Source organism: Gemmatimonadota bacterium (assembly GCA_041390125.1).
Taxonomy (GTDB): Bacteria; Gemmatimonadota; Gemmatimonadetes; order Longimicrobiales; family Gaopeijiaceae; genus JAGQIF01.
Genome location: JAWKQN010000003.1, coordinates 128,893 through 148,547 on the forward strand (window position 1 = coordinate 128,893; position 19,655 = coordinate 148,547).

At 71.2% G+C, this 19,655-nt stretch carries 16 protein-coding genes; 13 read left to right on the forward strand and 3 right to left on the reverse strand.

The genetic code is table 11. The features are described from left to right. Positions 1 to 10: 10 nt before the first annotated feature. The 6 genes from R3E98_02065 (at position 11) to R3E98_02090 (ending at position 7,538) form a co-directional block, all read left to right on the forward strand. Positions 11 to 1,570, forward strand: a complete 1,560-nt coding sequence (locus R3E98_02065; GenBank protein ID MEZ4422171.1) for a TolC family protein — start codon at positions 11 to 13, stop codon at positions 1,568 to 1,570. Beyond that, the gene (locus R3E98_02070; protein ID MEZ4422172.1) at positions 1,567 to 2,892 is read left to right on the forward strand and encodes an HlyD family efflux transporter periplasmic adaptor subunit; all 1,326 of its coding nucleotides are present in this window, start codon (positions 1,567 to 1,569) and stop codon (positions 2,890 to 2,892) included. Before R3E98_02065 ends, R3E98_02070 begins: the two co-directional genes overlap by 4 nt. A gap of 8 nt (positions 2,893 to 2,900) precedes the next feature. Continuing rightward, on the forward strand, positions 2,901 to 3,653 hold the full coding sequence (locus tag R3E98_02075; GenBank protein ID MEZ4422173.1) for an ABC transporter ATP-binding protein: 753 nt from the start codon (positions 2,901 to 2,903) through the stop codon (positions 3,651 to 3,653). Between the two features lie 418 nt (positions 3,654 to 4,071). After that, positions 4,072 to 4,764, forward strand: coding sequence for an ABC transporter ATP-binding protein (locus R3E98_02080; protein ID MEZ4422174.1), 693 nt, complete (start codon positions 4,072 to 4,074; stop codon positions 4,762 to 4,764). Between the two features lie 4 nt (positions 4,765 to 4,768). Next, positions 4,769 to 6,145: a sigma-54 dependent transcriptional regulator gene (locus R3E98_02085; protein MEZ4422175.1), complete on the forward strand. Its 1,377-nt coding sequence runs from the start codon at positions 4,769 to 4,771 to the stop codon at positions 6,143 to 6,145. Positions 6,146 to 6,182: 37 nt separating this feature from the next. Beyond that, entirely contained in the window at positions 6,183 to 7,538 is a 1,356-nt protein-coding gene (locus R3E98_02090; GenBank protein MEZ4422176.1) for an ATP-binding protein, read from the forward strand. A gap of 61 nt (positions 7,539 to 7,599) precedes the next feature. Here R3E98_02090 and R3E98_02095 read toward each other — a convergent pair whose 3' ends face one another. From R3E98_02095 to R3E98_02105, 3 genes are all read right to left on the reverse strand, one after another. Beyond that, positions 7,600 to 8,448 carry a creatininase family protein gene (locus tag R3E98_02095; GenBank protein MEZ4422177.1) on the reverse strand — a complete coding sequence of 283 codons (849 nt, stop codon included), beginning with the start codon at positions 8,446 to 8,448 and terminating at the stop codon, positions 7,600 to 7,602. A 184-nt stretch (positions 8,449 to 8,632) separates the two neighbouring features. Further along, positions 8,633 to 9,166, reverse strand: a complete 534-nt coding sequence (locus tag R3E98_02100) for an FtsX-like permease family protein (protein ID MEZ4422178.1) — start codon at positions 9,164 to 9,166, stop codon at positions 8,633 to 8,635. Beyond that, positions 9,163 to 9,771 (reverse strand): FtsX-like permease family protein, encoded by a 609-nt coding sequence (locus R3E98_02105; protein MEZ4422179.1) that lies wholly within the window; start codon positions 9,769 to 9,771, stop codon positions 9,163 to 9,165. The genes R3E98_02100 and R3E98_02105 overlap by 4 nt, the downstream gene beginning before the upstream one ends. A gap of 265 nt (positions 9,772 to 10,036) precedes the next feature. Between R3E98_02105 and mutS the strand changes: the two genes are divergently transcribed. The 7 genes from mutS to R3E98_02140 all read left to right on the forward strand — a co-directional run bounded on the left by mutS (position 10,037) and on the right by R3E98_02140 (position 19,643). Beyond that, complete coding sequence (gene mutS, locus R3E98_02110) at positions 10,037 to 12,622, forward strand: DNA mismatch repair protein MutS (GenBank protein MEZ4422180.1); 2,586 nt, start codon at positions 10,037 to 10,039, stop codon at positions 12,620 to 12,622. A gap of 11 nt (positions 12,623 to 12,633) precedes the next feature. Beyond that, positions 12,634 to 13,014, forward strand: a complete 381-nt coding sequence (locus tag R3E98_02115; protein ID MEZ4422181.1) for an energy transducer TonB — start codon at positions 12,634 to 12,636, stop codon at positions 13,012 to 13,014. After that, positions 13,011 to 14,399: a pyridoxal-phosphate dependent enzyme gene (locus R3E98_02120; protein MEZ4422182.1), complete on the forward strand. Its 1,389-nt coding sequence runs from the start codon at positions 13,011 to 13,013 to the stop codon at positions 14,397 to 14,399. The genes R3E98_02115 and R3E98_02120 overlap by 4 nt, the downstream gene beginning before the upstream one ends. Continuing rightward, positions 14,396 to 15,430, forward strand: a complete 1,035-nt coding sequence (locus R3E98_02125) for a D-alanine--D-alanine ligase (protein ID MEZ4422183.1) — start codon at positions 14,396 to 14,398, stop codon at positions 15,428 to 15,430. Before R3E98_02120 ends, R3E98_02125 begins: the two co-directional genes overlap by 4 nt. 113 nt (positions 15,431 to 15,543) lie before the next feature. Continuing rightward, positions 15,544 to 16,371, forward strand: coding sequence for a rhomboid family intramembrane serine protease (locus R3E98_02130; GenBank protein MEZ4422184.1), 828 nt, complete (start codon positions 15,544 to 15,546; stop codon positions 16,369 to 16,371). Positions 16,372 to 16,543: 172 nt separating this feature from the next. Then, positions 16,544 to 18,640, forward strand: coding sequence for an elongation factor G (gene fusA / locus R3E98_02135; GenBank protein MEZ4422185.1), 2,097 nt, complete (start codon positions 16,544 to 16,546; stop codon positions 18,638 to 18,640). Between the two features lie 256 nt (positions 18,641 to 18,896). Then, entirely contained in the window at positions 18,897 to 19,643 is a 747-nt protein-coding gene (locus tag R3E98_02140; protein MEZ4422186.1) for a YebC/PmpR family DNA-binding transcriptional regulator, read from the forward strand. The last annotated feature ends 12 nt before the right edge of the window (positions 19,644 to 19,655 follow it).

A 19,655-nucleotide genomic window follows, 5' to 3' on the forward strand; every position in this document is an offset into this window, starting at 1 on the left:
TGGGGATGACGTGATCCATCGACGAACGCGACATCGGATGCTGGGCGTTGGCCTGGCGTGGATGCTGGCCGCGCCCGGGCTGGCCGCCCAGCAGCGGGACGCGTCGGGAGGCGAAGGCCAGAGCGGCGAGGTCCGGACCCTGACGCTGGACGACGCGCTGCGGATCGCCCGGGCCCAGAGCCCGGTCTTCCGGCAGGTGGCCAACGACGAGAGCGAGTCGACCTGGCAGGTCCGCAACGCCTGGGCGTCGTTCCTCCCGTCTGCTTCGGTCACGACGAGCGCCAGCTACCAGGCCGAAGGGCGCCAACGCTTCGGCCTCTTCACGAGCGCCGACATCGGCGCGGGCACCACCACGGACTACCTGTCCTCCGACTACGGCTTCACGCTCTCCTACAACCTGAGCGCGGCCACCTTTGCCCGCGTCGGTTCGGCGCGCGCGGACGCCCGAGCCACAGAAGCGCGCGTGGAGGCCGCCGAGTTCGATCTCCAGTCGAACGTGACCGCGCAGTACCTGGCTGCCTTGCGGGCGCGGGCCAGCGTCGGGGCCGCACAACGCTCCCTGGACCGAGCCACCGAGAACATGGATCTGGCCGTGGCGCGGGTCTCCGCCGGCGCGGCCTCTCCTCTCGATCGCCAGCAAGCGGACATCGACCAATCGCGGGCGCAGGTCGCGCTCTTGCGCGCGGAGAACGCGCTCCGGGCCGAGACCTCGCGTCTGCTCGAGCAGATCGGCCTCCAGGACGCCGGCCCGATCGCGCTGGTCGAGGAACGGGGCGTGGTGGAGCCGGTGTGGGAAGGCGAGGACCTCACGGCGCGCGCGCTCGGCGGACATCCGTCCCTGCGGGCGCTCCAGGAGGCCGAGAAGGCGCGGGATGCGGACATCTGGACGCAGCGCAGCCAATACTTCCCCCAGCTCAGCATGCAGGCCAACTGGTCCGGCTTCGCTCGGGAGGCCGGCAACGAATCGTACCTCATCACACAGGCGCAGCAGGGTCTCGCCTCCGCGCGTGCGGACTGCGAGCTGCTGAATTCCATCTCGGCCGGGCTGTCCTCGCCGCTGTCCGGCTATCCCAGGAACTGCGCGTCCTTCCAGCTCACGCCGGCGGACCAGGCGGCCCTGCTCGACAACAACAAGGTGTTCCCGTTCTCCTGGGATCCAGACCCGTTCTCGATGAGGGTGCAGGTCTCGCTGCCGCTCTTCGATCCGTTCACGCGCAAGCTCCAGGTCGAGCGTGCGCGCAACGCCGCGGACGATGCCCGTGAGGCGCGCCGCGCCGAAGAGCTGCGTCTGCAGACGGCCGTCACGCAGGCCCTCGACGACCTGCGCACGGCCTACCGCGTGGTGGGAATCGAGGAACGCGCCCGGGATCTCGCGGAGCAGAACCTGGAGGGCGCACAGGAGCGCTACCGCCTGGGGGCGAGCAGCTTCCTGGAGCTCTTGCAGGCCCAGGAGCAGTTCGCCACCGCGGAGCAGAGCCACCTCGGTGCCGTCTACGACTACCACGCCGCGCGCGCCGTCCTGGAACAGGCCGTCGGGACGCGGCTCGAACTCGCCGGAGAGCCCCGATGACGCAGCCCGAGCGCAAGGACCGGGAACGCCTCTCCATCGCGAGCGACGAGCCCAAGAAGGAGCGACCGTCCATCACGGGCATGGATGTGCGGCGCTCTCCGCAGAAGTCGCGCAAGCGCTTGATGATCGGCGGAGGCATCGCGGTCGTCGTGGCCCTGCTGGCGTCCACGATGCTGCTCGATCCCGCCCTGCCGGCGGTGGACGAGAGCTCGTTGCTGTTCGGGACGGTGGAGCGCGGCTCCTTCGTGCGCGAGGTGCGCGGCCCCGGGACATTGGTTCCCGAAGAGGTCGTATACGTCTCGGCGCTGACGGGCGGACGGGTGGATCGTGTGCTCGTCGATCCCGGAGAGACCGTGACGGACACGACGCTGCTGCTGGTGATGAGCAATCCGGACGTGGAGCTGGAGGCCCTGCAGGGCGAGAACCAGCTCACCGCGGCCCGGGCCAGCCTGGTGCAGCTCGAGCGCGATCTGGGCATGCAGACCCTGCAGCGGCGGAGCCAGGTGGCCCAGAGCCGTGCGGCCGCCCAGAACGCGCGTCGTGAGGCGGAGGTGGCCCAGGAGCTCCTGGCGAAGGAGCTGATCTCCCCCAACGAGGCGCAACGCCAGGTGGAGAGCGCCGACGCGCTGGCCATCCAGGTGGAGACCCAGCAGGGGGAGTTGGAGCTGCTCGAGCGCACCGTGGAGAATCAGCTCTCGGTGCAGCGCGACCAGGTCGCCCGTCTCGCGGCCATCCGCGACTACCAGCGGCGACGGGTGGCGTCGATGGAGGTGCGGGCCGGCTCCGGCGGCGTGCTCCAGGACCTGTCGTTGGAGGTGGGGCAGTGGGTCCAGCCCGGGACCCAGCTGGCCCGGGTCGCCCAACCGGGCAAGCTGAAGGCCGAGCTGCGGGTGCCCGAGACCCAGGCGCGCGACGTCCAGATCGGGCAGGCCGCGATCATCGACACCCGGACCGACTCGGTGGCCGGTTCGGTGCGCCGGATCGATCCGAACGTGCAGAACGGGACCGTGATGGTGGAGGTCCGGCTCGAAGGGGACCTCCCGCCGGGCGCCCGATCCGACCTGAGCGTGGACGGCACGATCGAGATCGAGCGTCTGGACGACGTGCTCCACATGGAGCGCCCGGCCTACGGGCAGGCCAACGGGACGGTCAGTCTGTTCCGGATGGTGGAGGGCAGTGATGAGGCCGAGCGGGTCACCGTCCGGCTGGGTCAAAGCAGCGTTAATCGCATTGAGATCGTCGAAGGGTTGAGGGAGGGAGACCGGGTGGTGTTGTCGGACCTGCCGCGGTGGCAGGACGCCGATCGGATCCGCATTCGCTGAGAGAGACCATGACCGAGAATGGACAGAAGACGCTGATCGAGCTTGAGGGTGTGCGGAAGGTGTACTTCACCGAGGAGGTGGAGACCCACGCGCTCTCCGACATCCACCTGGACATCCGCGAGGGCGAGTTCGTGTCGATCGCCGGACCGTCCGGGTGCGGAAAGTCGACCCTGCTCTCCATCCTGGGTCTGCTGGACACGCCCACGTCCGGCATCTACCGGTTGGACGGCAATTCCGTGGCGGAGCTCGACAGCTCCACCCGGGCGCGGATCCGCAACCGCCACATCGGGTTCATCTTCCAGGCCTTCAACCTGATCGGCGATCTCAACGTGTACGAGAACGTCGAGCTGCCGCTCACGTATCGGGGCGGCATGTCCGCGTCCGAGCGTAAGGAGCGCACGCTGCACGCGCTGGAGCGGGTGGGGATGACGCATCGCCAGACCCACTACCCGGTGCAGCTCTCCGGCGGTCAGCAGCAGCGTGTGGCCGTGGCCCGCGCGGTGGTGGGCAGCCCGCTCATCCTGCTGGCGGACGAGCCGACCGGGAACCTGGACTCCAAGAACGGCGAGGCGGTGATGGACCTGCTGCGCTCGCTGCACGACGAGGGGTCGACGATCTGCATGGTGACCCACGACCCGCGGTATGCCGAGTACGCGGCGCGCTCCATCCACCTCTTCGACGGCCAGATCGTCGAGGACATCGAGCGGCCGGAGCGGGCCGTGCGCGAGCTGCGCGAAAGCGGGTACGAGATCCAGGCCTGATCCGCGGGCCGGAGCGCGAGGGTCGTCGCACGACGACGACCCTCGCTCCGGACCGCCCGGTCGCGGAGCCCACTCCGGCGATCGTGGCGGCGCGGGACCGAAGCACCGATTCGGCGGGAACAGCACGCTCGTGGTTGGGAGGCGACGACGAGGATGACGGCCCACGCGGTCGTGGGCGTGCTGCCCGCCGAGTCCCCCGGAGGAGGTCCTCCGGGGTGCCGACACGGCGACGCCGACGAATCCCGGGTCTCGTTCGAGGCCCTGACGCGCTACTCTGTCGGACGCCCGCGTGGCGGACCGGCCCCGTCCGGATCCCAGGCGATCGCGGTCGCCGGGAGCGGGATCCGCCGTCCGGTTCCGGGGTCCACGACAATCCAGCGCGGGACACGCATCCGAACCACCCGATCCGGAAGGACCGATGATCCAGCTTCGCGGTGTCGAGAAATGGTATCCCTACCAGGGCGGACGCACCTGGGTGCTCCGCAACGTCGATCTCGACATCGAGCCGGGTGACTTCCTCACGATCATGGGCCCCTCGGGGGCCGGGAAGTCCACGCTGCTGTCCATCCTGGGCATGATGGACAGCGAGTACGACGGCGAGTACCGCTTCCATGGTCGGGACCTGCGGACCCTCAAGGGGAAGCAGCGGGCGGCGCTCAACAAGGAGCACGTGGGGTTCGTCTTCCAACGATTCCACCTGCTCGACGATCTCACCGTGTACGAGAACATCGAGGTCCCCCTGACCTATCGCGACGTGCGCCGCTCCGAGCGGGAGGCACGGGTCGCGGAGGTGCTGGACCGCTTCAACATCGTCGCCAAGAAGGATCTGTTCCCCAATCAGCTCTCGGGCGGGCAGCAGCAGCTGGTGGCCGTGGCGCGGGCGGTGATCTCCCGACCCTCGCTGCTCCTGGCGGACGAGCCCACGGGGAGCCTGCACTCGAGCCAGGGGGACGAGATCATGGCGCTCCTGGCGGAGCTGAACCGCGAGGGCACGACCATTGTCCAGGTCACCCACGACCCGCGGGTCGCCGAGGTCGGCAAGCGGCTCATCCAGCTCCAGGACGGCTGGATCACGCCGCGGGCGGCGGGGCTGCGGGCCGCCGGGGTCTGAGACCGTGGAGGAGGCGTCCGCTACCCCGCGCATCCTCATCGCCGACGATCAGCCGGACGTCCTGCGTGCCCTGCGGTTGTTGCTCGAGGGCGAGGGCTTCGAGACCGTGACGGCCACGTCCCCGGCCGGGATCGGCTCGCTGGTGGAGAAGGGCGATCTGGACGCGGTGCTGATGGACCTCAACTACGCGCGCGACACCACCTCCGGGCGGGAAGGTCTGTCGCTCCTGCCGCGCCTCAAGGCCTACGACCCGACGCTGCCCATCGTGGTGATGACGGCCTGGGGCTCCGTGGAGGGCGCCGTCGAGGCCATCCGCAAGGGCGCGGGCGACTACATCGAGAAGCCGTGGGACAACGCGCGTCTGCTCAGCACCCTGACGGCCCAGGTGGAGTTGGGACGCGCGATGCGGCGCGCGGCCCGGCTGGAGGGCGAGAACCGCTCGCTGCGCGAACGGGACGCGCCCGCGCTCATCGCGCGTTCGCACGCCATGCAGCCGGTGCTCCGCCTGATCGAGCGCGTCGCCCCGGCCGACGCCACCGTGCTCGTGACCGGACCGCCCGGGAGCGGCAAGGAGGTCGTGGCCCGACGGCTCCATGCCCTGTCCCGGCGGGCGGAGCGCCCGCTCGTGGCCGTCAACGCCGGTGGGCTGTCCGAGACGCTCTTCGAAAGCGAGATGTTCGGGCACGTGAAGGGCGCCTTCACGGACGCGCGCAGCGACCGGGTGGGCTTCTTCGAGATGGCCGACCAGGGCACGTTGTTCCTGGACGAGGTGGGCAACCTGACCGGGTCGCAGCAGGCCAAGCTGCTGCGTGTCCTCGAGACCGGGGAGTTCCAGCGGGTCGGGTCGTCCCGCACGCGCAAGGTCGATGTCCGCCTGCTGGCGGCCACGAATGCGGACCTGCCCGCCCTGGTGGCGGAGGACCGCTTCCGGGAGGACCTGCTCTATCGCCTGAAGCCGGTCGAGATCCGCCTGCCCCCCCTGCGGGATCGCAGGGAGGACATCCCGCTGTTGGCCGGGTACTTTCTGGAGCAACAGGCCCGCCGCTATGGGCGAGCCCTCCACTTCTCCGAGGGCGCCATGCGGGCGCTGCTGGGGTACCCCTGGCCCGGGAACGTGCGCGAGCTGCGCCACGCGGTGGAACGCGCCGTGCTCCTGGCGGAGCGGGACACGGTGGAGGCGGAGCACCTGGCGTTGGAGACCCCGGTGCGCCCCGCTGGACCGGAGCAGTGGGAGGACCTCACGCTGGACGAGGCCGAGCGCGTGCTCATCCAGAAGGCGCTCCTCCGCTTCGGCGGCAACGTGACGCAGGCGGCCGAGGCCCTGGGGCTCAGCCGCAGCGCGCTGTACCGACGATTGGATCGATACGACCTGCAGTCCTGAGCCCGGGGCGGCGCGGGTCGGGGCCCACGACCGTTCGATGAGGCGACTCCAACTGAACTATCAGCGACGGATCCCCCTGCTGGCGCTGGCTGCGGGCCTGCCCGCGGTGGTGCTGGCGCTGGTGCTGCTGTGGACCGGCGACTTCGCGGGGCGCGTGCGCTGGACGCTGGCCCTGCTGGCCGTCGGGAGCTGGCTGAGCATCGTACGCATGCTCTACGTGCGTCTGGTGCGCCCGCTGCAGTCGCTCTCCAACACCATGGCCGCCCTCCACGACGGCGACTACTCGATGCGCGCCCGCGTGGGCGGGCCGGGGGACGCGCTGGGTCTCATCGGCCACGAGCTCAACGCGCTCGGCACGACCCTGCGCGAGCAGCGCATCGGTGTGCTGGAAGCCACGGCGCTGCTGCGGCGGGTCATGGGCGAGATCGACGTGGTCGTGCTCGTCTTCGACGCCGAGGACCGGCTGGTCCTGGCCAACCGGGCGGGGGAGCGCCTGCTGGGTCGCTCTGCGGAAAGCCTGCACGGACGCCGGGCCGACGCGTTGGGGCTCGGCGGGCTGCTCTCGCTCAAGGAGCCGCGCGTCGTGGATCTCCGGCTGCCGGGAGCATCCAGCCGCTGGGAGGTCCGGGTGAGCGGGCTGCGCCAGGACGGCCGGCCCCACCGGCTCCTGGTGCTGTCGGACCTGAGCCGGGCCCTGCGCGACGAGGAGCGGAAGGCCTGGCGGCGACTCGTGCGGGTGCTCGGACACGAGATCAACAACTCGCTGGCCCCCATCCAATCGATCGCGCGCAGCCTGCTCAAGCGCGGCGTGCGCGTCGACCGTCCCGGCGCCGCCGCGCCGGAAGACCTGGTGATGGGGCTCGAGGTCATCGCCAACCGCTCCGAGTCGTTGAGCCGCTTCATGGCGGCGTACGCGCGTCTGGCCCGTCTGCCGGCGCCGCGTCTGGCGCCCTTGGATGTGGAGGACTGGGTCCGCCGCGTCATCGGTCTGGAGCAGCGCGCGGACGTGCGCGTAGTACCCGGCCCTCGCGTCGAGCTCGCCGCGGACGGCGATCAGCTCGAGCAGCTCCTCATCAACCTGATCGACAACGCGGTGGATGCGAGCCAGGAGACGGGCGGTGGCGTGCGCGTCGGCTGGGGCGTGAAGGGCGACATGCTGGAGGTTTGGGTGGAGGACGACGGTCCCGGGATCGCGGAGACCGGCAATCTGTTCGTCCCGTTCTTCACCACGAAGCCCGACGGCTCCGGGATCGGGCTGGCCCTGTGTCGCGAGATCGCCGAGGCGCACCACGGGAGCCTCTCGCTGGAGAACCGCAGCGGGACGGGTGGGGCCGTGGCCCGCCTGTTCCTCCCGCTGCAGGCTGGCGCACGCGCCCGCGGCCGCACGGCCTAGCCCGGTCCGTCCGCCGGGCGGCCGAAGAGCTCCTCCCGGTACCCCCGCTCCCGCCGGATCCCTAGTACCCCCGCACCCGTCGGATCGCGCGCGCCGTGATCTGCGCCCGGTACTCCACCAGCTTGCGACCGTTGGCGATCGTCGTCTCCAACGGAGCCAGGTCCACACCGTTGATGTGGAAGAGCCCGACGGCCATCCGCTGACGCGCGCGGATGCGCTCCGGATCCGTGGTCGCGATGATGGACGAATAGTGGTAGTCGTCGTGGAAGCGGTCGCGGGTGGCCACGCACTCGTCGGGTTGCTGGTGGATGCCCAGCTCCGCCTTCAGGTAGTCACACGAGTACATGTCCTCCGTGTAGTACTCCGGGATGAAATGCACCCGCGCTCCCGCGTCTCCCCAGCGGGCGTTCAGCGCGGTCGCGACGGCCTCCATCCCGCGCTGGTTCCCACCGCTGTCGCCGATCAGCACGATGTGCCGGAATCCGTGCTGGGCCAGGCTGGAGACGATGTCGGTGAGCAGCGCCTGGAAGGTCTCCTCGCGCACGCTGATGGTGGCGTGGTAGCGCATGTGGCCCGACGGCGGATCGATCGTTCCTTCCGGGACGAACTTCACGATGGGGGCCACGAGCGCGTCACCGAGCTCGCGCGCGATGGCCTCCGTGGTGGCCGACAGCACGAAGTTGTGCTTTCCGCTGGCCACGAACGGTCCGTTCTGCTCCAGTCCTCCGGTGCCCACGATGACTGTGGTGGTCCCGGCCGCCAGGGCGTCGCGGACCTCCATCCAGGTCATCTCCTCCAGGAGGACGGTATCGGTCCCGTCGATGGGACGGGGCTCGTCCAGGTCCTGGGCCGACAGGGGCGCCGCGACGATGGTCACGAGGAGCAATGGGAGCAGACGGGATCGGCGCATGGATCGATCTCCGGAGGCGGAAGCCGCAGGTGAGCGGCCAACGTAGCCCGCCCGGACGCGGGCCGGACAGGCCGCCGCTGCCCGCGTCAGCGCGCCCCGGCCGGAGGTCCGCCCCGGATCGCTGCTGCGCCGGGATCGATGCGCGCCCCGCGGCGCGAGGCGGCCGCGATCGATGCGCCCGCCGCTACACCGACCGCAGCGCGTCCGCCGGATCGATGCGCGCCGCGCGGACCGCAGGCAGCCCCGCCGCGAGGACGGCCACGCCGAGCAACACCGCGCTCACCCCCGCGACGGTGAGCGGATCCCAGGGAGCCACTCCGTACAGCAGGGATCCGAGCAGGCGTGCCCCCAGCAGGGAAAGCACCAGGCCCGAGCCCAGCCCCACGAGCGCGAAGCGCACGCTCTGCCCGAGCACGAGACGCAGGATGCCCCCGCGCGATGCGCCCAGGGCACCCCGGATCCCGATCTCGCGCGTGCCCTCGGCGACCATGGCGGAGAGCACGCCATAGAGCCCGGAGGCGGCCAGCACCACAGCGAGGGCGGCGAACACGCCGAAGAGCCGCAGCGCGAATTGACGGCGCGCCGTGGTGGCCGCGATGAGGTCGGGGAGGGGCGCGAGGTTGGCGATCGGAACCCGCCTGTCCACCGACCAGACGGCCGCCCGCAGAGCGGGCAGCACGGCTTGGGCGTCGCCGGTGGTGCGCACGGCGGCGGTCACGAACGCCCCGTGCGGGCCCCCGAACCGGGCCCCGCGTCCGCGCGGGTGGCATACCAGGCTGGCGCGGCGGCCGCCGCCAGCCCGGCCAGGACGGCCAGGCCGAGCGCCAGCCCCAGGGCGTGCGGCTCCAGCCCCACCTCCGCGAGGCGCGGAAGGGCACGCGGCGCGAGCGCGCGCAACCCGGCGAGCCCCCAGCTCGCCACCAGCAGGCCCAGCGTCCCTCCGAGCACGCCCACCCACAGCCCCTCGGCGAGGAAGAGCCCCACCAGGCGGCGCCGTCCCGCCCCGAGGGCGGCGCGGACGGAGAGCTCGGCGTCGCGACGCAGCGCGCGCGCCAGGAGCAGGTTGGCGACGGTCACGCAGGTCAGGAGGAGCACCAGGCCCACGCCCAGCGCCAGGGCGCGGAAGACCGGCGCCACCGGCACGACGATGCGGTCGGCCTCCGGATGGGGCGTGGGGTCCAGGACCAGCGGGCCGGCCACGGCGAACAGGGCCACCGACGCGCCCAGCCCCACCGCGAGCGTGGCGGCGGCCAGGGTGGCGGTCCAGGGGCTGCGGGCCAGGCCGCGGGCCGCGGAGGCGAGGTCGACGAGCAGGGTGCGCATGGAACGACTCCGGGTGGGATCCACCCGGGGGACAGGGAAAGGTGCGTGCCACCGCCAGGAGCCGCGGGATTCCGCGCAACGGAGCCGGACCCGCGCGCTGCGTCACGATCTCCGCGCCCCGGGGCGCGTCCGCTCGTGGGATGCGGCGTCCCAGGAGCGGACGCCCGGCGCCACCCGCTCGCGGTTGATCCGGCGCCGGCTTCCGGGGTAGTGTTCGCCACCCCGAACCCCGGCTGGGATGCCCGCGACGCAGGACACGCCTCTGATGCAGCAGTGGCGGGACGTGAAGTCCCGCCATCCCGACGCCCTGGTCTTCTTCCGGGTGGGCGACTTCTACGAGTTCTTCAACCAGGACGCGGAGGAGGGAGCCCGCCTGCTCGGGCTCACGCTGACGTCCCGCAACAACGGGTCGGCGGGGGACGTGCCGCTCGCGGGCGTGCCCGCCAAGGCCCTGGACGACTACCTCGCCCGCCTGGTGCGCCTCGGCCGCCGGGTCGCCATCTGCGAGCAGGTCGAGGACCCCGCCGAGGCCAAGGGCATCGTGCGGCGCGAGGTCGTGGAGATGGTCACGCCCGGCACGGTGCTGCACGACGCCTTGCTGGAGCCGGCGCGCAACGTCTGGGTGGCGGCGCTCGTGGCCGACGGCGCGCACGGCGTGGGAGCCGCCGCGTTGGACCTGTCCACCGGGCAGTGGGAGCTCTCCCTCGTGGCCCGGGACCACCTGCGCTCGGAGCTGGCCCGCCTGCAGCCGGCCGAGCTGGTCGTCACCGAGGCCTTCGCCGCCACGCTTCCCGATCCCGAAGCGGACGGAGGACCGCTGCGCACGCTCCGTCCCGAATGGATCTTCCACCCGGACGGGGCCCGCGAGGAGCTCGAGCGCACCTTCGGCGTGCACTCCCTGGAAGGCCTGGGCTTCCAGGAGGCCGACACGGCGCTGATCCGGGCGGCGGGCGCCCTGCTCCACTACGTCCGGGAGACCCAGCCGGCCGGGATCGGCCACCTGGCGGTGCCGCGCATCCACCGTTCGCGCACGGTGATGCTGCTGGACGAGATGACCGTGCGGAACCTGGAGCTGGTGGAGCCGCTCCGGCCGGGACCGGGTGGCGCCACGCTGCTGTCCGTGGTGGACCGGACCTGCACGCCCATGGGTGCGCGCATGCTGCGCTGGTGGGTGCTGCACCCGCGGGTGGACGCGGCCGAGATCTGGGCGCGCCAGGAGGCCGTGGCCCACCTGCACGAGGACACCCGTCTGCGCGAGACGGTGCGCGACGCCCTGGCGAAGGTGGGCGATCTCGAGCGCATCGCCGGTCGTCTCGGCACCGAGCGGGCCTCGCCGCGCGAGCTGCGGGCGCTGGCCCGCGCGCTGGCCCGCATCGAACCCCTGCCCGACCACCTGTCCGGAGCGTCCGCGCCTCGCCTGGAGGGACTGCGCGCGGCGCTGGATCCGCTGTCCGACGTGCGCGAACGATTGGAGCGTGCGCTCGCGGAGGACCCGCCCGCCCAGGTCGGGGACGGCGGGGTCCTGCGCGAGGGCTACGACGACGAGCTCGACGAGCTGCGCCGCACCCGCGACGGGGCCGTGGACTTCATCGCCTCCCTGCAGGCGCGGGAGCGGGCCCGCACGGGCATCGGCAGCCTCAAGGTCGGCTACAACCGCGTCTTCGGGTACTACCTGGAGGTGACGCACGCCCACAGCGCCAAGGTTCCCGACGACTACGTGCGCAAGCAGACGCTCGCCAACGCGGAGCGCTACTTCACACCCGAGCTCAAGCAGTGGGAGGAGAAGGTCGCCAACGCCGAGGACCGCATCCAGAGCCTCGAGGCACGGCTCTTCGGCGAGCTGCGGCGCGCGCTGGCGGGCGAGGTGCCGCGCCTGCAGCGCACGTCGCGCGCGGTGGCCGAGCTGGATGTGGTGGCTTCCCTGGCGGAGGTGGCGCGCGCGTGCGGCTACGTGCGCCCGGAGGTGCACACCGGCTTCGACCTCGACATCCGCGCGGGTCGCCATCCCGTGGTGGAGACCATGATGGCGCGCGAGGACTTCATCCCCAACGACGTGCGACTCGACGACGAGCGGCGGGTGGTGATCCTGACCGGGCCCAACATGGCGGGGAAGAGCACCGTGCTGCGCCAGGTGGGGTTGATCCAACTGCTGGCCCAGATGGGCTCCTTCGTGCCGGCCGACCAGGCGCGCCTGCCCGTGGCGGACCGCATCTTCACCCGGGTGGGCGCCAGCGACAACCTGGTGCGGGGACAGTCCACCTTCATGGTGGAGATGACCGAGACGTCGGCCATCCTGCACGGGGCCAGCGCCGCCAGCCTCGTCCTGCTGGACGAGATCGGCCGGGGGACCTCGACCTACGACGGCGTGTCGATCGCCTGGGCCGTGAGCGAGCACCTGCACGAGCGGGTGGGCGCCAAGACGATCTTCGCCACGCACTATCACGAGCTCACGCAGCTCCCGGACCTTCTGCCGGCCGCCCGGAATATGAACGTGGTCGTGCGCGAGGTGGGCGAGGACGTGGTCTTCCTGCGCCGGCTGGAGGAGGGCGGGGCCGACCGCTCCTATGGCATCCAGGTTGCACGCCTGGCCGGATTGCCCCTCGACGTGGTGGCCCGGGCCCGCGAGATCCTGGCCGATCTCGAGGGCACGCACACCGCGGGTGGGGAGGGGCTGGGACGGCACGGCGCACACCGGCCCGCGAGCCAGGCCCCGCCGGACCAGCTGGTGCTGGACCTGGCGGAGCCCGCCCTGCTGGCCGAGCTCCGATCGATCGACGTGGAACGCATGACGCCCCTCGAGGCGCTCAACCTGCTGGGCGGATGGGTGGAGCGCGCGCGCGGGCGCCCGTGAGGATAGAGGACGTGAACCGACAGACGAGCATGACCCCGGGCACGCTGGCGTTGGTGGCCCTGCTGACGGCCTGCGGGGGTGAGCAGCGGATCGAGCAGCCCGTCCCGCTCTACGGGGAATCCCCCGTGGAGTATCCCCTGGAGCTCTGGGACCAGGGGGTGGAGGGAGAGGTGCTCCTGCGCGTGCTGGTGGACGCCGACGGGGCCATCGACAGCGTGGCCGTGGAGACCTCCAGCGGTCACGGCGGGCTGGATACCGCCGCCATCCAGGGCGTACGCCAGATGCAGTTCACACCGGCACGGCTCAACGGCCGCCGGACCGACGCATGGGCACGCGTGCCCGTGCGCTTCTCGAAGAAACCCAAGCCGGAAGGGGGGACCCCCAGGCCATGAGCGTTCGACACGCCCGGCCGTACGACGACGTCCTGGAGCTCGTGGGGTGGACACCACTGGTGCGCCTCCACCGCCTGGCCCGGGACCTGCGCACCCCGCTCTACGCGAAGTGCGAGTTCATGAACCCGGGCGGCTCGGTCAAGGACCGGATCGGCCTGGCGATGATCGAGGCGGCCGAGAAGGCCGGCACGCTGCGCCCGGGGGGCGTGATCGTGGAGGCCACGAGCGGCAACACCGGTCTGGCGCTGGCCATGACGGCCACCACGCGCGGCTACCGCTGCATCTTCACGATGCCGGACAAGATGAGCCAGGAGAAGGTGAAGCTCCTGCGCGCGTTCGGGGCGGAGGTGGTGATCACCCCCACGGCGGTGCCGCCCGATCATCCGGACAACTACCTGATGCGCGCCAAGGCGATCGTGAAGGAGACGCCGGGCGCGGTGCTGGCCGACCAGTTCTACAATCCCGCCAATCCCGAGGCCCACTACCGCTCCACCGGCCCGGAGCTGTGGGAGCAGTCGGAAGGCCGGATCACGCACTTCTTCGCGGGAGCGGGCACCGGCGGGACGATCAGCGGGACCGGGCGCTACCTGAAGGAGCAGAATCCGGACGTCCGCATCGTGGGCGTGGACCCGGAGGGCTCGATGATCGGCCCGTACTTCCGCACGGGCGAGAAGATCGAGGGGTCCCCCTACAAGGTGGAGGGACTCGGGAACGACAAGATCCCCGGTGCGCTCGATCTCGACGTGGTGGACGAATACCGCACGGTGAGCGACCGCGACGCCTTCCGCACCGCGCGCCGGTTGGTGCGCGAGGAGGGGCTCTTCGTCGGCGGATCGTCGGGCCTGATCGCCCACGCCGCGTTGGAGGTGGCCCGCGAGCTCGACGATCCCGACGCCTTCCTGGTGACCGTGCTCTGCGATTGGGGGGAGCACTACCTCACCAAGCTCTTCGACGACGAATGGATGCGGGACAATGGCTTCCTGGAGCGCACGTCGCGCAGCGTCGCCGACCTGGTGGCACGCAAGAACGGCGCGGCGCCGGCGCTGCTGACGGCGCAGCCGGGCACGGCCGTGCGGATGGCGCTCTCCACCATGAGCAGCCACGGCGTCTCCCAGCTCCCCGTGCTCGAGGGCGGTGAATGCGTGGGATCCGCCATCGAGTCCACGCTGATGACCCGGGTGCTCGAGGATCCCAAGGTGTTGGACCTGCCGGTGTCCGAGCTGATGGCGGCCCCCTTCCCGGTGGTGGACGAGCTGTCGGCCCTCGACGCGGTGACGCGTCTGCTGGCGCGCGACAACCCGGCGGTGCTGGTACGCAGCGGAGGGGAGGTCCGGGCCATCCTCACCCGGCACGATCTGGTCAAGAGCCTGACGGGGGCCGCATGAGCGCACGCCTCCGGGTGGGGGTGCTCATGGGCGGCGTCTCGGAGGAGCGGGACGTCTCCCTCGCGTCGGGCGTGCAGGTGGCGCGCGCGCTGCGGGAGGCCGGCCACGACGTGGTGGCCATCGACTCCGCGCGGGGCGTGCTCGGGCCGGACGAGGAGCGCGCACTGCTGGACACGGGCGTGCAGGCGGCGGCGCCGGGATCGGCCGAGCTGGACCTCCTGCACACCGGGGACACCCGCGCCCTGACGCACGCGCCCGAGGTGGCGGGGGCGGACGTGCTGTTCCTGACCCTGCACGGGGGCGCGGGCGAGGACGGCACCCTGCAGACCTTGCTGGACGTCGCGGGGCTGCCCTATGTGGGCAGCGGGCGGGTAGGCTGCGCCCTGGCGATGGACAAGGACCTGACCAAGCGCCTCCTCCGGGACGGCGGGGTGCCCACACCGGACTGGATCCGGGGGGCCACGCCCGCGGACGAGGTGGTGGAGCGGCTGGGCCTGCCGGTGATCGTCAAGCCGGCGTCGGGCGGATCGACCGTGGGTCTGACGCTCGTCAAGGACCGCTCGGACCTGGACGCCGCCACGCGGTTGGCTGCCAGCTCGGGCGACCAGCCCATGTACGAGGCGTACGTCCGGGGCCGCGAGCTGACGGTGGGCATCCTGGGGGACGAGCCCCTGCCGGTGGGCGAGATCATCCCCGCCCACGAGATCTTCGACTACGAGTGCAAGTACCAGCCGGGACTGGCGCAGGAGATCTTCCCGGCGGACCTGGACCCCGATGTCGCGGCCCGCGTGCAGGCCTGGGCGCTGCGCGTCCACCGCCTGCTCCGGCTCCGGGACTTCAGCCGGGTGGACTTCATCCTGGCGCCGGACGGGACGCCCTGGTGCCTGGAGGCCAACGCCCTGCCGGGGCTCACCGCCAACAGCCTGCTGCCCAAGGCCGCCCGGGCCGCGGGCATCGCCTTCCCGACACTCTGCGAGCGGATCGCCCGTATGGGCGTGGACCGGGCCCGCGCCCGCGCCCCCGCGGGGTAGCGGACCGGCGCGCGCCACCGTAACTAGAGACAGACGGCACCCTGACGCCGGAACCCCCCCGGACGAGCCGGGGTTGTACCGGACCCGGGCTTCCCATCTCCACGAAACGCCCCATGGCCTACACCGAGCGCACCCCGTTCGCCTTTCAGCTGACCCCCTGGGTCAAGCGGTTGCTGATCGCGAACGCCGTGATGTTCGTCCTCTCGGTGCTCACCGGCTATGGATTCCTCGAACGCTGGCTGGCCTTCTGGCCCAACCATGTGCTGACGCGGCCCTGGGGCTTCGTCACCTACATGTTCCTGCACGGGAACTTCTGGCACCTGTTCTGGAACATGGTGGGGCTCTTCTTCTTCGGGCCGCCCATCGAGGCCAAGTGGGGCTCGCGGGAGTTCATCAAGTTCTATCTGATCTGCGGCCTCGGCGGCGCGGTCCTGTCGCTGTTCTTCCCGGCCCCGATCGTGGGCGCGTCCGCCGCCATCTACGGCGTGATGCTCGCCTTCGCCATGAACTGGCCGGACTCGCCGATCTACCTCTGGGGCATCCTCCCCGTGAAGGCGAAGTGGTTCGTCGGCTTCCTCTTCGTGGTCTCGCTCTTCAGCGCCCTCGGCGGAGCCGGAGGCGGCATCGCGCACCTGGCCCACCTGGGCGGCCTGGTGGCCGGCTTCCTCTACATCAAGAGCGACTTCTGGAAGCCGGGCGGAGGCCTGCCCGTGCGGCCCACCCGGCCGCGGCCCCGGCGACTCGCGATCGTGCCGCGCGAGGAGCGCACCGAGAGCCGGCCGGAGCGCCCGCGCCGGCCGCGCCGCGATCCCGCGGAGGAGCAGCTGCTGGACGAGGTGGACCGCGTGCTCGACAAGATCTCCGCCCAGGGCATGGACTCCCTGACGGAGCAGGAGCGCAGCCTCCTCGACCAGGTCTCGCGGATGCACCGCTCGAACTGACCGGGACGCGCGCGGCGGGCGTGCGCGTGGACCCCCCTGCCGACTTCGGCGCGCCTCATCCTGCATCCCTCCGGCCGCTGCTTGACCCTCCCTCCGGCCGCTTCCTACGTTGCTGGCCCTTCCCGGACCCGTGTCGGGAACGGGTCCATGATCCGGGCATCGAGGAGGCGCAGTGGGGACATCCGCGAAGGAGTACACGACCCCGCACATCCGTAACGTCGCCGTCCTGGGTCACGGAGGATCGGGCAAGACCACCCTCATCGACGCCCTCGCCTTCACCGCCGGGACCGCCCGCCGCCGGGGCAGCGTGGAGGACGGTCACGCGCTGACGCTGACCACGCCCGAAGAGGCGGACCACAAGATCTCGATGCAGCTCACTCCGGCGTACGCGGAGTGGATGGACACGAAGATCAACCTGCTCGACACCCCCGGATACCTCGACTTCACGGGGGACGCGGTGGCGGCGACGCGCGTCGCGGACGCGGCCCTGATCGTGGTCAGCGCCCAGAACGGCGTCGAGGTGGGCACCGAGAAGGTCTGGGAGTACTGCGAGGCGCGCGGCCTTCCACGGATGTTCTTCGTCTCCATGCTGGACAAGGAGCACGCCGACTTCGACGCGGCCTACCGCCAGATCAAGGAGCGGCTGTCGGAGAAGGCGCTGCCCGTGGAGATCCCCATCGGCAGCGGCGACGACTTCCGCGGCATCATCAACCTGTTCTCCGAGCGCGCGCACATCTACGCGGACGGCACCCAGACCGGCGAGTACGAGGAAGCCGACATCCCGGCGGACATGCAGGCCCGCTTCGATCCGTGGGAGCAGGAGCTGCAGGAGACGATCGCCACCACCGACGAGACGCTCCTCGAGCGCTATCTCGAAGGCGACACCATCTCGCGTGAGGAGGCCATCGAGGCGATGGCCCGCGCCGTCGCACGTGGGGACGTCATTCCGGTGTTCTGCGGCTCGGCGCGGCTGACCTACGGGATGCGGGCCCTGCTACGGAAGATCGTGGAGCTGTTCCCGCATCCGGGCGAGATCGGCCCGGTCACCGCCGTGGACGGGGAGCGCACGCAGGAGCTCACGCCCTCCGCCGACGCGCCCTTCAGCGCCCTGGTGTTCAAGACCAGCGCCGAGCCGCATGTGGGGGAGCTGTCGTACTTCCGGATCTACAGTGGCACCGCAGTCAGCGGCATGGAGGTCTACAACCCGGTGCGGGACGGCAGCGAGAAGCTGAACCACCTCTCCATCCCGCTCGGGAAGGAGCGCCTGGAGGTGTCGCGCCTGCACGCCGGAGACATCGGGGTCATGGCCAAGCTGCGCGACACGCACACCAACGACACGTTGACCGCCGCGGGGCGGCGGTTCCGCCTGGAGCCCATCGCGTTTCCCCGTCCCGACATCGCGGTGGCGCTGCGCGGCGAATCACGCGGCGACGAGGACAAGCTCGGTGAGGTGCTGCACAAGCTGAGCGAGGAAGACCCGACGCTCACGTCCGAGTTCAACGCCGAGCTGCACCAGACCATCGCGCGCGGGCTCGGGGAGCTGCACCTGGACGTGCACATCGAGCGCATGAAACGGAAGTACGGCGTTTCCGTGCTCACCGAGCAGCCCCGGATCGCGTATCGCGAGACCATCACCAAGCCGGCCGAAGGCCAGGGACGCTTCAAGAAGCAGAGCGGCGGCCGGGGTCAGTTCGGCGACTGCTGGATCCGGCTCACACCAGGAGCGAGCGGCGACGGCTATTCGTTCGTCGACTCCATCAAGGGCGGTGTGGTGCCCAACAAGTACCTGCCCTCCATCGATCGCGGCATCCAGGAGGCCGCGCAGAAGGGCATCCTCGCCGGATTCCCGCTCGTGGACTTCTCCGCCGAATGCTACGACGGGTCCTATCACTCCGTGGACTCGTCGGACATCGCCTTCAAGGTGGCGGGGTCGATGGCCTTCCAGGCCGTGGCCGCGAAGGCCGCCCCGGTGCTGCTCGAGCCCATCATGGAGGTGCAGGTCACCACGCCGGACGACTACGTCGGCGACATCATGGGCGACCTGACCAGCCGGCGCGGCCGTGTGCAGGGGATGGAGCCGAACGGAGGGCGCACGGTCGTCACGGCCCGCGTCCCGGAGGCCGAGCTGTACAAGTACGCGGCCACGCTCCGCTCGATGACCCAGGGACGCGCCCACCATACGCGGCGCTTCGTGGCCTACGAGGCCATGCCGCACACGGAGGCCGACAAGGTCATCGCCGCCCGCAAGGCCGAGCAGGCCGCGAGCTGACGGGGGCGCGGCTGCGGGCGGCCGCCGCGCGCCGCGGCCCGGCGGGAAGGCGACCTGGCCCGTGCGGAGGGGCCTGCCCGGCGCCGCGCTCCCCCTGCGGCTCACGGATCCGGCAGCGTTCCCCCCTCCTCGCCGGGCGTCCCGATGCCGGATTGATCGGGTCCGGGCGGCGCCATAGGTTTGGACCCCGAAGAGAACCCCAAAGTCTCAGGTGTGCCCACCTTCCCGTACGGGTGCGCACACGGGAGGTCCCGCGGTGGCCGGTCATTCCAAATGGGCGCAGATCAAGCGCAAGAAAGCCGTCATCGACGCCAAGCGCGGCCAGGCCTTCACCAAGCTGATCCGCGAGATCACGGTGGCGGCCCGGGAGGGCGGCGGGCACGTGGAGTTCAACCCGCGCCTCCGCCTGGCCGTGGACACCGCCAAGGCCGCCAACATGCCGGCGGACAACATCGAGCGCGCCATCAAGCGGGGCACCGGCGAGCTGGAGGGGGTCAACTACGAAGAGGTCGTCTACGAGGGCTACGGACCCGGGGGCGTGGCCCTCTACATCCAGACGCTGACCGACAACCAGAATCGGACGGTGGCCGAGGTGCGCCACGTGCTGGATCGCAACGGAGGCAACCTCGGCACGTCGGGCTCGGTGGCGTGGCAGTTCTCCCGCAAGGGCCAGATCTACGTGGACGGCGCCCGCCACTCGGAGGAGGCCGTATTCGAGGCGGCCATCGAGGCCGGCGCGGAGGACGTCTCCCGCGAGGGGGACGAGTTCCTGGTCAGCACCGAGGTCGCGGACTTCCACGCCGTGCAGCAGGCGCTCGGCGGGGCCGGGATCGAGCTCTCCCAGGCCGAGCTCTCCATGATCGCCAACAACGAGGTGGACGTCGCGGGGAAGGAGGCCGAGCGGCTGATCAAGCTCCTCGACGCCCTCGAGGACCTGGACGACGTGCAGAAGGTCTATTCCAACGGCAACATCGACGAGGCCGTCCTCGCCGAGGTGCTGTAGCGGTGCGTCCCG